12 protein-coding genes are annotated in these 12,885 nt (G+C 57.0%); 5 read left to right on the top strand and 7 right to left on the bottom strand.

The features are described from left to right. Window positions 1-55: 55 nt before the first annotated feature. From C7H09_RS18410 to C7H09_RS18395, 4 genes are read left to right on the top strand one after another with little or no spacing between them, the layout of a single operon-like run. Complete coding sequence (locus C7H09_RS18410; protein ID WP_106765501.1) at window positions 56-856, top strand: C39 family peptidase; 801 nt, start codon at window positions 56-58, stop codon at window positions 854-856. Between the two features lie 56 nt (window positions 857-912). Then, window positions 913-1,923, top strand: a complete 1,011-nt coding sequence (locus tag C7H09_RS18405) for a flagellar protein FilC (protein ID WP_106765499.1) — start codon at window positions 913-915, stop codon at window positions 1,921-1,923. 39 nt (window positions 1,924-1,962) lie between these two features. After that, the gene (locus tag C7H09_RS18400; RefSeq protein WP_106765497.1) at window positions 1,963-3,588 is read left to right on the top strand and encodes an OmpP1/FadL family transporter; all 1,626 of its coding nucleotides are present in this window, start codon (window positions 1,963-1,965) and stop codon (window positions 3,586-3,588) included. Window positions 3,589-3,605: 17 nt separating this feature from the next. Beyond that, window positions 3,606-4,637, top strand: a complete 1,032-nt coding sequence (locus C7H09_RS18395) for a MalM family protein (RefSeq protein WP_106765495.1) — start codon at window positions 3,606-3,608, stop codon at window positions 4,635-4,637. Here the strand turns inward: C7H09_RS18395 and C7H09_RS18390 are convergent. After that, window positions 4,612-5,646, bottom strand: a complete 1,035-nt coding sequence (locus C7H09_RS18390; protein WP_106765493.1) for a polysaccharide deacetylase family protein — start codon at window positions 5,644-5,646, stop codon at window positions 4,612-4,614. The two genes, C7H09_RS18395 and C7H09_RS18390, sit on opposite strands and share 26 nt — an antisense overlap. A gap of 34 nt (window positions 5,647-5,680) precedes the next feature. Beyond that, window positions 5,681-6,331 (bottom strand): DNA-J related domain-containing protein, encoded by a 651-nt coding sequence (locus C7H09_RS18385; protein WP_106765491.1) that lies wholly within the window; start codon window positions 6,329-6,331, stop codon window positions 5,681-5,683. 132 nt (window positions 6,332-6,463) lie between these two features. Here C7H09_RS18385 and ttcA point away from each other — a divergent pair, with 132 nt between their 5' ends. Next, window positions 6,464-7,375: a tRNA 2-thiocytidine(32) synthetase TtcA gene (gene ttcA / locus C7H09_RS18380; protein ID WP_106765489.1), complete on the top strand. Its 912-nt coding sequence runs from the start codon at window positions 6,464-6,466 to the stop codon at window positions 7,373-7,375. Window positions 7,376-7,418: 43 nt separating this feature from the next. On the opposite strand, the gene C7H09_RS18375 is transcribed toward ttcA, so the two are convergent. Genes C7H09_RS18375 through ccoG form a run of 5 tightly spaced genes read right to left on the bottom strand, consistent with a single transcriptional unit; the run spans window position 7,419 to window position 12,778 of the window. Further along, window positions 7,419-8,108: a sulfite exporter TauE/SafE family protein gene (locus C7H09_RS18375; protein ID WP_106765487.1), complete on the bottom strand. Its 690-nt coding sequence runs from the start codon at window positions 8,106-8,108 to the stop codon at window positions 7,419-7,421. Window positions 8,109-8,113: 5 nt separating this feature from the next. Next, a complete protein-coding gene (ccoS, locus tag C7H09_RS20365) occupies window positions 8,114-8,350 on the bottom strand; it encodes a cbb3-type cytochrome oxidase assembly protein CcoS (protein ID WP_240616652.1) in 237 nt (78 codons plus the stop codon). Window positions 8,351-8,359: 9 nt separating this feature from the next. After that, entirely contained in the window at window positions 8,360-10,783 is a 2,424-nt protein-coding gene (locus C7H09_RS18365) for a heavy metal translocating P-type ATPase (protein ID WP_106765484.1), read from the bottom strand. Beyond that, window positions 10,780-11,295: a FixH family protein gene (locus C7H09_RS18360; RefSeq protein ID WP_106765536.1), complete on the bottom strand. Its 516-nt coding sequence runs from the start codon at window positions 11,293-11,295 to the stop codon at window positions 10,780-10,782. Before C7H09_RS18360 ends, C7H09_RS18365 begins: the two co-directional genes overlap by 4 nt. A gap of 49 nt (window positions 11,296-11,344) precedes the next feature. After that, a complete protein-coding gene (gene ccoG, locus C7H09_RS18355) occupies window positions 11,345-12,778 on the bottom strand; it encodes a cytochrome c oxidase accessory protein CcoG (RefSeq protein ID WP_106765482.1) in 1,434 nt (477 codons plus the stop codon). Window positions 12,779-12,885: the final 107 nt, after the last annotated feature.

Genomic DNA, 12,885 nt, shown 5'->3' with positions numbered 1-12,885 from the left:
TAACAACTTGTAACCCGATACGTTGTACCTCTAATAAAAACAGGGATCTTCACAGATGTTGCTGGTGCTCGCCGGATCACTTCTTACTTTCACCATCGTTCAGGAAGCAACGGAAGCTGACCCGTTCGAACCGGGTACGGTTGTTGTTGAACAACGCGTGGATGCCAGTGACATTGAGCTGCGCTGGGACACGCGTATCGAGCCTCTGGTCGAGCAGAAATTCCGCAACATTGTGCGTCAGGCCTACGACTACAGCTGTGGCAGTGCCGCGCTGACTACGGTGCTCAACTTCTACGTGGGCCGCTCCCTGACAGAGCGCCAGGTGATGGAGGGGCTCCTGCATTACGGAGAGAGTGAGCGAATTGTCCAGCGGAGGGCTTTCTCTATGCTGGATATGAAGCGTCTGGTGACTGCGCTCGGTTATCCCTCGGGCGGCTTCAAGGCTGAAATCGAGGATTTGATGGAGCTGGATCATCCTGCGATCGTTCCTATTGATCACGCTGGATTCAAGCACTTTGTTGTGCTGCGCACCATTCGCGATGGCCGTGTTTATCTGGCCGACCCCTCTGTCGGCAATATTTCCTTCACCGTCGCGCAGTTCCAGGAAAAGTGGGATGACAATGTCCTGTTCATCGTTTTTCCCGGCAGTGACAAGCCTCTCGATAACCTGGAACTGAAAGAGGAAGACCTGCGCTTTGTTGACGATCAGACCATGACATTGCTCGCACTCGAGCGCATTCCCCGCTTCCATGAGGCAACGGAGCGGCGCATCCAGAATTTGCTTGAACGGCAGAAGAATAATCCGGACGGCTCGGTAGAGAATACCCGCAAGCAGCTTCATTACCGTAGACACTAAATTTCCGGAGCTTGTTGCCCGGCCAGGAATACAACAAATAAAAGTAGGGAGTCAGGATGAATCGTTGGATTGTGCGAGGTTTTGTCCTTGTGTGTGTGGCCGGGGTGCTCCCGGGTACTGTCAGCGCCCAGGATGGCAGTGTGGATCAGGCGCGGGATGCATTGGCGCGTCAGGATGGTGATGAAGACTCCACCAAGCAGCTTGAGGAAGTCTTCCAGGCCGCAGAGAAGAATTACTCTCTGCAGCGCAAAGGCACTCATTCTCTGAGCTATTCCTTTGATTATTCCTACACCGGAGATCAGCGACTGGATCTGGCCATTACCGATGGCTCGGTACGCAACCTCGATGTGGTGCCCTCGGCAACACACAATTTCACCAATGCGTTTTCCTACGACTACGGGTTGCTGGATAACCTGACGGTGGGCACGCGCATCCCACTGGTGGTGAAGTATGACACCCAGGATGAACTCAACGTTTACGATTTCGGTGATGTATCACTGACAGCGCGCTGGCAGCCATTTGCCTACGTGCCGGGGAAGGTGTCGACGACGTTTTTCGGTACCCTGAGCAGCAAAACCGGCGTCAGCCCTTACGAAATCGATATCAACGAGCAATTGTCTACTGGTAGCGGCTATTACTCGGTTGGTGGCGGGCTGAGTATGTCGAAGGTGCTCGATCCTGTTGTGGTATTCGGCTCCGTGAGTGCCACCTATAATCTGGCGGTGGACGGCCTGGAGCAGGTGCGGGGAGCCCGCCTGCTGAAGGAAGTAGAGCCCGGTTTCGGCCTGTCCGGCTCTGCCGGATTTGCCTATTCGCTGTCCTACGACATTTCTCTCAGTATTTCGGCCCAGCTTAGCTATAGCGATGAGACGGTTCTGAGCTTCTCCAATGGTGAGCAGGCCGTCGCCCAAGATCAGATGACCGGGTTTCTCAGCCTGTCTCTGGGTACCCGCGTGAGTGATACCACCATCGTGAACACCAGCCTTGGTATGGGGCTGACCGAAGATGCTCCCGACTTTTCGCTGGGTGTCTCCCTGCCTATTAACTTCTCGGGGCTGAAAGAGTGACCGGGTTCGGAGATAACGCAGGGCAGGGGGAAGAACTTCATGGCACAAGTTAGTCGCAAACGTCAGCTGTTGGCAGCCTGTATCGCCGGAGCCCTTTCCGCAGGGGCGCAGGCGCAGATGACCCAGAACCTGACGTTGCATCCGAAAGCACTGGCACTGGGTAACGCGGTAACGGCAGACCCTCCCGGAATAATGTCGATCCATTACAACCCGGCAGGTTTGACCCGGCTGGACGGCCGTCAGCTGGAAGTCAGCCTGCTCAGTATCTATCTGGACATAGACGCGGACTTCAATGCCGATGATGACTATGAAATTTTTGGCATCAATGGTCTGGAAGAGGATCCCTTAACCGGTAAACAACGGGATCCGGTGGCGAATACCCACAGTCACACCAACAACGTTGCGCTCTTCGTGCCAGGCTATGGCATTTTACGGCTACCGCCGGGGCCGGCAGTGGCGCCTTCCGCCGGGATCAGCATCAACTCTCCGGGCTCCAAGCTCACCTTCGCCAATGCCTTTTACCTGCCCATGGCGGCGGGCTTCTATCGCGAAAAGAATGATCCCGGCCGCTATCAGCCCCAGGCTGCCGCATTGCAGCGCACCACCTATCTGTCGCCCACCGTTGGTTACGAGATTAATGACGAGTGGTCCGTGGGTGCCGGTATTCATCTTTCCCATTTTGGTTTTGCTGCTGACCAGTATATGCGTGCCCCGAACATGCTGATGGGTGTTGCGGAAGTTCTGCAGGATGCCTTCAACTGTGAAAGCGGCGACGAACCTCTGCAGCCCTGGCTTGCGTTATGCGGTGGAAACATCGGTCCATGGGATGATATTGGTGCCATGAGCCTGAAACTGCAGGAGACCATCTCCCCCACCTATGCGCTGGGCGTAATGTGGGAACCGACCGACTGGTTTGCCTGGGGGGCCAGTTACACCTCGGAAGCCGACATGAACCTCAAGGGTCAGTTCGAGATCCAGTATACCGACGACTGGTCGGGCTTCTGGCAGGGGCTGAACGGCTCGGTACTTGGTGCCATCACTTCGGCCATTCTGAGCTTGCCTTCCGGAGCGCCCAGAGAGGCCGGAAACGTGAGCATGGATCTGGTGTACCCCCAGCATTTCCAGACGGGTATCAGTGTGGATGTTCACCCGAGGCTGACTCTGAATGCGGATGTTGGCTGGACGGATTTTGCCCAGTGGGATGCTTTCAACTTCCGCTTCGACCGGAACCTGGAGTTTCTGAACGCTGCGCGGATTCTGTCTCCGGACAATGCGACCTCCAACACCCTCAAGTTGCCTCTTGGTTTCACCAGCCAGTGGAACTGGGCGTTTGGCATGGAGTTTCACGCCTCTTCGCGGCTGGACCTGAGAGCCGGAGTCGAGATCCGGGATTCGGTGATTCCTGACGACCAGCGCTCGATTATGGCGCCGTTCGGTGGTGCCAACCTGTACAGCATTGGTATGGGCTACCAGTGGGATAAAGATACGGAAATCGATATGAATCTGTCTTATCTGCACTCGGTGGAGACAATTCCGGCGGACACCAGCTGTAACGTAAACTGCGATAATATTACTAACATTATCTATAACCCCTACGCGAACCTGAACATCAAGACGTCGCTTCGGGTTGTTATGGCGGGCCTGAGTTTCCGCACCAAATTCTGATACAGCCGAGGTAGTGGATGGGCAGTCCTTTTAAATGCTGGACGGCACTGGTTGTTTGCGCGAGCCTTCTGGGCTGTCAGACCACACCATCCGGGCCGGAAGCCCGGGAAGGCTATTTTACCTGGGTAGATGAGCAAGGCCAGGTGCGTTATTCCCGAATCCCTGATAAAGACGCCCGGCAGGGGGGGGTAATGCCTGACAAAGCATCTTCGGCAGGCAGCATGTCCGGAAGCGGCAAGGGTGAGGCGGAATTTACCCCCGAAAACTATCCAGACGGCAACGAGTTGGCGGAACGCAGGTTTGTGCGGGAGGGGCAGCGACCACCTTATTTCACCTGGCGTGATGCGCAGGGCAATGTCCGGGTCAGCTACTACACTCCGGAACTCACGCCGGGTAACCTGGGTTCAGTCGAACCAGACACGGCTACACTGACGGAAGCCAGCGTTCACCTGCCCGGAGAACCCCCCGTTTCGGAGCCGGTATCCGGCTATGATCCCGATGCCTTCGAAGTGCTTGGCATAGAACCCTCAAGCACTTTTTTCGAACGCTTCTCCCAAACTTGCTGTGCTGATATTCCGCTGGGTGATGCCGTAGAGTGGCAAACGGGCCGGGAGTTTGGCGTGGCCGTGCATGCTGAGAGTGGCACAATCTATCCGTTCAGTACGGGCGGTTCAGCCTATCGAGTGGTGGCTCTGCCCGGAAAGCACGCAGGTACCGGCATGGTTATTCGGCTTCGCTCCTATGTGCGGGACGGAGTATTTGTGCCCAGCGTTGTTTTTCTGGATGACGACCGGAAGCCGGTGCGCATTGTCACCGACATGGTCATGACGTTTGAGCCTGAAACCTGGAGCCGCCGGGGCTACCTCGAGGCCCGGTTACCTGTATTCCCGGGGAGGGATGAACGCTGGATGGTACTGTTCTCCCGGAGCGAGGATTTACGCGCCCAGACCGTTATCGATGAAGAGGGAAGCCCCAGGGTTATCCGCCACCGTGCCGAGGGCGAAATCGGGTTGAAAGCTGATGCTAATCTTCCGGGGCCTGAAGATTGAGCCATTGCTGGGATAGCCAGTAATAACTGCCATTGCCCGCGGGATGGGTGCAGTTGTAGCGGAACCGGCGACTGTTGATAGCTTTCGGGGCCTGCACCGAGACTTCATCGCCGTTCACGGTTGCCCTGATTTGGCCGAGGCCGGAGGCAAAGCAACTCAACCTGTCTGTATTAATTTCCGGGCCATAAGCAAAAACAAGTACCGGAGGATTCTGCTCCACGATGCCATCGGGTAACTTGCCTGCATCGGTGGGGAAGGCTTTGCTCAGCAGTTTGTCTTTCAGGCTTCCCAATTGCCCATAGGTGTTGGCCATGGGAAAGCGCGGCAATCGGGTCGACGCCGAGTAGCGCCCAATGGCACCGGACTGTTGCCCGAACCCGTACCAGCCGCGTTGCCGAACTTTGTCTTCCAGAGCCTGATCAAACTCGCCGTAAGGGTAGGCAAACATCGGCTCGGCTACGCCCAGCTTTTGCTGCAAGAATTTTTGGGCAAGGTCGAGGCTACGGTCAGTACGCTGATGCCATGCCTGCTTTTTCTCGCCCGGTTTGCGGGCCAGGTGGCCGTGCCCGTTGCTGTGGTTGGCGATGGTTGCCAGGCGGCTGCCAGTCATCATCCGAAGCTGTTCCCAGGTCATGTAGCCGGGGCTTCCTATGGCCTCCGGGTTCACAAAAACGGTATAGGGCATTTGCTGCTGCTCGAGCAGCGGAGCCGCGTAGCTGTGCACCGACTCGTAGGCATCGTCAAAGGTAATGGCAATGGTGTTGGTGGCCGGGTCGCGGCCTGCCAGCGCTGCTTTGGTTCCCTGTCGCAGTGGCACGACCTCCAGTTGCAACTGCGTGATCATGTCGAGTTGCTGGCGGAACAGGGCCGGGGAGGTGCTTGTAGAGCCGGGTGTATCATCGGCTATGTGATGATACTGGAGCACCACAAGATCCGCCTCTGCGCTTTGCATCATTAGTGAAAGGCTGGCGAGCAGTGCGAGCAGGATGGGTGTTCTGATGCCTTGCATGGGTGAATCCTGTGTTCGGAGCGGGTAAGTCTGTTCAGGCGTAATGTTGTTTCAGTACCGAGAAGGCCAGGTTCAGTTGCTGGATATCGTTGGTGCAGCCACCCCGGTCCGGGTGGGCGCGCATGACCAGCCTGCGAAATCTCTGTTTCACCGTGATGAATTGCTCGGGCAGAGCCTCAAACCCGAACACCCGCGCTGCCGACTCGACACTCTCTGGCGCAGGCTTTCGGGCGCCGGTGCCAGCCCAGAAGCTGTTGAGCATGTCTTCAATGTCGGCGTTTGCCATGAAGTATTGCGTCAGATCCAGGTAGAAGTCCTTTAACGGGTCGGCACTATCCGGTAGCAAGGCTTCATTCTCGCTCCTGAGTGTTCGGATGGCGAGGCGCAAAGGCGATATGTCTAGGCCTTCACCCTCCCGGGCCATCTGATCCTGCAGCCTGTAGAGTGCGTGGAAAACAAGAAAGTGTACAGGGTAGAGCCGGGAGGGCTGGTGGAAATCGACCGGCCCTATCAACTGCCAGCGCTCGCCCTGGAGCACCCGGATGAGCTCCAGCTCAGATATGCCGACCGGGCCCGCCAGCCGCAGTTCGTGTTCAATAGCCACCTGGAGGTGCTGCACGTGTTGCGCCAGCCAGTGGTGTTCCTCCGGCGTCATGTCTGCCTCGCTTTTTTGAAAGGTTATCATCAGAATCCTGGTATTTGTGCCATCTGACAATCGCGTACTTTCGGATTACCGCATATCTGCAGTCCCGTTCTGTTACTGATGGATTGAGGCGCGTATAATCGCCGCACATTTTCCTTGCAAGCGTAGAACAGAATGTCTGAAGCCATCACCGCCCGTTCCGAACTCCAGCCGGTTTCCGATCAGGAGCGTCGCCAGAAGCTCGAGCTTAACAAATTGCAGAAGCGTCTGCGCCGTGAAGCGGGCCAGGCGATTGCCGATTTTTCGATGATCGAGGCCGGAGACAAGGTGATGTGCTGCTTGTCCGGTGGTAAGGACTCTTACGCCATGCTCGACATTCTGCTTAACCTTCAGAAGAGTGCGCCGGTGAGGTTCGAGATCATTGCGGTGAACCTGGATCAGAAGCAGCCGGGGTTTCCCGAGCATGTCCTGCCTGCCTATCTGGAGTCTCTGGGTATTGAATACCATATCATCGAAAAAGACACCTACAGCATTGTCAAAGAGAAGGTGCCGGAAGGCAAAACCACCTGTGGCCTTTGCTCCAGACTGCGACGCGGGATTCTCTACAACTTTGCCGAGGCCCATGGTGTGACCAAGATTGCCCTTGGGCACCACCGCGATGATCTGCTGGAGACCCTGTTTCTGAATATGTTCTACGGCGGCAAACTGAAATCCATGCCGCCGGTGCTGCACAGTGACGATGGCCGTAATACCGTCATCCGGCCGTTGGCCTATGCCCGCGAAAAGGACATAGCCCGTTACGCCTCGCTTCGTGGTTATCCGATCATTCCCTGTAACCTGTGCGGTTCTCAGGAGAACCTGCAGCGCCAGGTGATCAAGGAGATGTTCCAGACCTGGGACAAACAGCACCCTGGCCGCCTGGAGACCATGTTCCGCGCGATCTGTAACGTGGAACCCTCGCACTTGGCAGACCCCGAACTCTACGACTTCAAGGAAGGTAAGCGCCTGGGCGGCAAACGGCAGGCGGTGGTGCAGAGCGCAGAGCCGGCACAGGATTTCGGGCGTCTGGATGTGCTCAATATCTGATGCCCGTGAGTCTGCGGCTTTGCGGTAGGCAGGTTTCCGGATATTAGTGCTGGAGCAGCAACTGGAAGGGCAGCGTCCATAGCCCGAACAGGATCAACAGGGCACCGCTGAGTTTGCGAAAGCCCTGATGGCCTTTCAGGTCGCGTATCCAGGTTGCGGCATAGCCGGTAGCCAGCATCGAGGGCAGAGTGCCCAGCCCGAAGAAAGTCATGGTGAGTGCTGCACTGGTGACCGTTGGCTGCAGCGCTGCCCAGCCCAGAGTACTGTATACCAGCCCACAGGGCAGCCAGCCCCATAGCCCACCCAAAGCCAGAGCCTGGCCGACGTTGTTCACCGGTAGAAAGCGGCGTGTCAGTGGCGACAAAAACCGCCACGCCGGGGCACCAACCCGCTCGACAAACCGGATACCCTGCCACCACTGGCCCATTGATAAACCCATCATAATCAGCAGCAGACCGGCCAATGTCATCAGCGCCAGGCCGACTCCTTGCCATTGGTTGGCCGCTCGGGTACTGAGCAGGGCTATCAAGGTGGCTATCAGGGTATAACTGGCGATTCGCCCACCATTAAACGCCAGCAGCATCAGGCTCTGGCGAAACCTGAACCCCTTGCCAACCGGCAGTGCCATCGACAACGAAGCACTGATGCCGCCGCACATACCAAGACAGTGGGTGCTGCCAAGCAATCCGATGAGGAACGCACTGGGGTAGCTCAGGTAAAGTTCCGGTTGCACGGGTTTCAGCTCTCCGGCTTGTTGCTGTCTTCTTCAGTGCTGTTGTCCGGCTGTCGGGTGGAGGCCGGAGCCTTGTCATTTTTGTGGGTGGGGATCATGTCTTTGTCGTCATCATACAAGATGCGATGGGCTGGACCGTCCAGGTCATCATACTGACCGTTTTTCACCGCCCAGGAAAACAACAAAACGCCCAGAGCCACGAGAAGCAGCATCAGGGGCACAAGAATTATGACAATTTGCATAGCTGCCTCCTATCGGAGTGTGTGGTTCACGGTATCAGGGCGTTTACTCAGCCTCAATGCATTGAGCACCACCACCAGAGAACTGAGCGACATTCCGATGGCTGCCAGCCATGGTGCCACCAGCCCGGCGGCGGCCAGGGGCAAAGCGCTGACATTGTAACCGAAGGCCCAGATCATGTTTTGCCGGATAACCTTACGGGTCTGGTGGCTGGTTTCCAGCGCCCGCACCAGTTGCGCGAGTTGCCCGTTCAGCAACACGGCATCCGCCTGCAACTGCGTGAGGTCGGCGGCGGTACCCATGGCAACGGAAATACCCGCACCTGCCATCGAGGGCAGGTCGTTCAGCCCGTCGCCCACCATCATTACTTGATGGCCCTCGGCTCTGAGCTGCTCAAGCACCTGCAGCTTCTGCTCGGGTGAGGCTTCACCAATGGCTCGGTCGATCTTCAGAGCCTTTGCAACCTGCTGAACATGGCCTGAACGATCCCCGCTCAGCAACAACGCCTGGATACCGGCACGATGCAGGGCCTCTATGGTAAATGCTGCGTCATCACGGATCTGATCATCCAACTGGAATCGGGCAAGCCAGGCGCGGTCTGTCGCCAGCCAGATTTCCATGCCGCCGCTTTCGTCACTTTCCGGCGGAATCATTGAGGTCTGTTCCTGCACAAAGCTTTTATGGCCAATGTACACGGGGTGACCCTGATAGACTCCAGACAAGCCTCCGCCCAGATGGTTCACCACCTGGCTTACCGCAACCGATGGCTGGTCGTGAAACACCCGGGCAATCGGGTGTTCTGAATGCTTTTCGAGCCCGGCGGCAAGGCGCAGGCATTCATCAAGTGCCAGATGGCCGAAAGCGGTTTGTCCGGTGAGCGTGAGCTCCCCACGGGTCAGGGTGCCGGTTTTGTCGAATACCACTGTATCGATGCTGTTCATGGATTCCAGGGTGTGGCCCCGGGTTGGCAGAAAGCCGAGTTTCCTGAGCCGGACGGTGGCCGCGGTAATGGCAGTGGGTGTTGCCAGCGACAGCGCACAGGGACAGGTAACCACCAGTACCGAGAGCGTGATGTCGAAGGCGTTGTCTGCGCCTGCCAGCCACCAGCCGAGCCAGACAACGGGCGCAAGAATCAGTACCCGCCCGACAAACTTGCCGGCAATCCTGTCTGCCATACGGGCCACCGGTGGCTTTTCTGATTGCACCCGGTCAAGAACACGCATGATGCCGGACAGCCGGGTTTGTGCGCCGGACCGAATCACCAGGATATCGAGCGGGTTTTCACCATTCACACTACCGGCATGAACGGTATCGCCGGGCCGGCGGGTTTCCGGAAGATATTCGCCGGTCAGGGCAGCTTCGTTCAGAGTGGATTCGCCGGAAACAATTTCGCCATCAACCGGAAGGGTTTCACCCGGGCGAACTCTGACAATATTGCCCGGCTTAACGTCGTGAAGGGCAACGATTCTGGCTTCGCCCTGCTCAACCAGCGCCGCGACCGACGGCTGGAATCCGGCCAGCGCATTGCCGCTGAGCCCGGCCCGATAGCGGGCCTGAACTTCGATATAACGGCCCAGCAGCAGGAAAAAGGTGAACATGCACACGGACTCGAAATAGACTTCACCACCACCAAAAACCGTAATCCAGGCGCTGGCGCCGAAAGCCAGGCCGATGGCGATGGCAACCGGCACATCCATGGTCAGATGGCGGGACAGAATGTCTCTGCGGGCATTGGTAAAGAATGAGCGAGCACTGTAAAACACCACCGGTGTTGCTACCAGCAGGCTGAACCAACGGAAGAAGCTGACAAACTCCGGCGATAGGTCGCTGATCAGTTCGAAATACAGCGGAAACGCCAGCATCATGCTCTGGAACATGCCAATACCGGCCACGGCCAGGCGTATCAGCATGGAGCGGTGTTCGGCTTTCAGTGCCAGCTCGGCTTCATCGGCCTGATAGGGGCGGGCGCTGTAGCCGAGTTCGTGAATGGCAATGAGCAGGTCGCTCAGGCGAGCTTTATCCGAAGACCATACCAGCCTGGCTCGCTGGGTGGTGTGGTTTACGGTAAAGCTCTGAACTCCCGGCTGCTGCTTCATGTGGTTCTCGAGCAGCCATATGCAGGCGGCGCAGGTAATGCCACCGATAAGCAGTTGTGCCTCCTGACCAGCTTTGACGGGCGCCACAAAGGCCTGCTGAACCAGAGGGTGATCCAGTTCCCGGATTCGCTCAACTTCCGGGCGTGTCAGTTCACGTGGCGTCACCGCAGGCTCGGTGCGCAAATCGTAGAAGCCGGTCAGACCTTCCTGGTAGATGGTCTGGCAAACAGCTTTGCAGCCCTGGCAGCAAAAGTGGCGGTGCTCGCCCTCAAGCTCCAGGGTAATGGGCGGATGCCCCTCCGCGGGTTCTCCGCAGTGAAAGCAACTGACGCTGGTCAATCTTTCGATTCACTCCCGGCGCTCAGAATAACGGCCTGGGTGGCGGGCAGCCGGATTTCGCCTTTCACACGCCAGTCGTTTTCCGGGCTCTGCAGGTCGTAATACCAGCGGCCACTGAGGTCTTCCAGCAGACGGCCGGAATACTCCCCGTTGGCCAGGCGCTGGAACTGGATAACCCGGTCATTTTCCGAGAGTGTCGGGTGATACAGGTTCAGAATAACGTAGGGATAATCGGCCGCACCGTTACGGGTTGTCAGCGCGAGCTCTGCTTTGCGGCCTTCGAACGACAGCTCGCCCTCAATGCCCATCTCGGCGGCTTTATGATCCCGGGCGATGGCCATATTGATGCCGCGGCCTTCCTTGGAATAGTCATCGCTGACCATAGAGGTGTCCAGGCTGGCAGAAATGATCAGCATGGTTACGCCCCAGAGAATAGATGCCAGGGGGAAAATTGTCAGAAACCAGAACCAGGGCTGGCGATACCAGGGTGCAACAGGTGCCTTATCAGTCATTACATTCATATCTCGGGTCTATGGCTTGGGGCCAGCTGGCCCCGTGTACTTAACGGGGCCGCGGGCCAACAAAGCGGCTTTCAGTCTCCAGGCGGATGGCTTCGCCGCCGCCGGATTCCGCATGGAAGCGGATCTCGTTGTTGGTATCCTCCAACGATTCAGGCGGAACATCCACCACCGTTGGCAACGACAGGTTTTCTCCGCTGCTGACATTCACCGTAGTGGTGGTCAGAATCCGGATGTCATCCAACCCCTCCACAGAAAGCGTGAAGGTTTGCGGGACTTCCGACATGTTCTGAATCTTGACGGTGTACGAGTTCTCTACGCGGCCCTCACCGTTGAAGCTGAACAGGGCACCACGATCCCTGAGTACGTCCATCTTGGCAGGTACCCGGGTTGCGATCGTGAAAATAACGGCTCCGATCATCAGTGCCAGTACCGCACCGTAGCCAAACGTACGGGGGCGTAAGAGTTTGGAGGTTTTGCCTTCCAGCTCGTTTTCTGTGGTGTAGCGGATCAGCCCTTTGGGATAATCCATTTTCTCCATGACTTCGTCACAGGCATCGATACAGAGCGCACAACCGATGCACTCGTACTGCAGGCCGTCTCGAATATCGATACCGGTAGGGCAGACCTGAACACACTGCCCACAGTCAATGCAGTCACCCAAGCCAATTTCGCTGGGTTTTGCACTTTTCTTACGGCTGCCCCGGGGCTCGCCACGGTTGGGATCGTACGAAACGATGCGGGTGTTCGGATCAAACATGACCGACTGGAACCGGGCATAGGGGCACATGTACAGGCACACCTGCTCCCGCAGCCAGCCCGCGTTCAGGTAGGTGGCAACGGTGAAGAAACCTACCCAGAAATAGGCCCAGCCGTTGGCATTGAGCGTGAAAATGTCAGCGATCAGCTCACGGATAGGGTAGAAATAGCCAACGAAGGTGAGGCCGGTGGCCAAAGCCACAAACAACCACAAGGCATGCTTGATGGACTTCTTGGCCAGCTTGGCCGAAGAGTTGGGCGCCTTGTCGAGTTTGATTCGCTTGTTCCGGTTGCCCTCAACCTTCTCTTCGATCCACATGAAGATGAATGTCCAAACCGTTTGGGGGCAGGTGTATCCGCACCAGACCCGGCCAAACAAGGTCGTGATAAAGAACAGGCCGAAGGCACAGATGATCAGCATCCCGGACAGCAAAAAGAAGTCCTTCGGGAAGAAAGTCATGCCGTAGAGGTGGAATTCCCGGGCGGGCAAATCAAAATGAATCAGGGGCTGGCCGTCCAGTGTCAGCCAGACGAACAGAAAGTACATGCCCATCAGCAGGGTGAGGCTGACATTCCGGATCCGCTGGAAAAAGCCTTTGATTTCTTTTACGTAAATCTTTTGTCGACTCTCATACAAGTCGACAGTTTCTGACTTTTTCTTGTTATTGGAAGGGTCGGAGTTCGGGTCGACCTGATGGACCGGAATTTCTTTACTCATGGGTAACCTCCCGGGGAGTGATATATCTGGGAGCGGGCCTCAGTGGGTCTGCTGATCTTCTCAAGCCTGTACCCGCAACGCAGATACAGGGTTGAGAAGACCTGGCC

The organism is Marinobacter fuscus (assembly GCF_003007675.1).
Taxonomy (GTDB): domain Bacteria; phylum Pseudomonadota; class Gammaproteobacteria; order Pseudomonadales; family Oleiphilaceae; genus Marinobacter; species Marinobacter fuscus.
The sequence above is the reverse complement of the archived record's forward strand: the minus strand, read 5'-3'. Positions and strand labels throughout refer to the sequence as shown.

Coding starts and splice junctions, on each gene's coding strand:
- ccoS (WP_240616652.1), bottom strand. CDS start 8,350: ATGCAAATTGTCATAATTCTTGTGCCCCTGATGCTGCTTCTCGTGGCT.
- C7H09_RS18385 (WP_106765491.1), bottom strand. CDS start 6,331: ATGATAACCTTTCAAAAAAGCGAGGCAGACATGACGCCGGAGGAACAC.
- C7H09_RS18405 (WP_106765499.1), top strand. CDS start 913: ATGAATCGTTGGATTGTGCGAGGTTTTGTCCTTGTGTGTGTGGCCGGG.
- C7H09_RS18410 (WP_106765501.1), top strand. CDS start 56: ATGTTGCTGGTGCTCGCCGGATCACTTCTTACTTTCACCATCGTTCAG.
- ccoG (WP_106765482.1), bottom strand. CDS start 12,778: ATGAGTAAAGAAATTCCGGTCCATCAGGTCGACCCGAACTCCGACCCT.
- C7H09_RS18395 (WP_106765495.1), top strand. CDS start 3,606: ATGGGCAGTCCTTTTAAATGCTGGACGGCACTGGTTGTTTGCGCGAGC.
- C7H09_RS18400 (WP_106765497.1), top strand. CDS start 1,963: ATGGCACAAGTTAGTCGCAAACGTCAGCTGTTGGCAGCCTGTATCGCC.
- C7H09_RS18390 (WP_106765493.1), bottom strand. CDS start 5,646: ATGCAAGGCATCAGAACACCCATCCTGCTCGCACTGCTCGCCAGCCTT.
- C7H09_RS18360 (WP_106765536.1), bottom strand. CDS start 11,295: ATGACTGATAAGGCACCTGTTGCACCCTGGTATCGCCAGCCCTGGTTC.
- ttcA (WP_106765489.1), top strand. CDS start 6,464: ATGTCTGAAGCCATCACCGCCCGTTCCGAACTCCAGCCGGTTTCCGAT.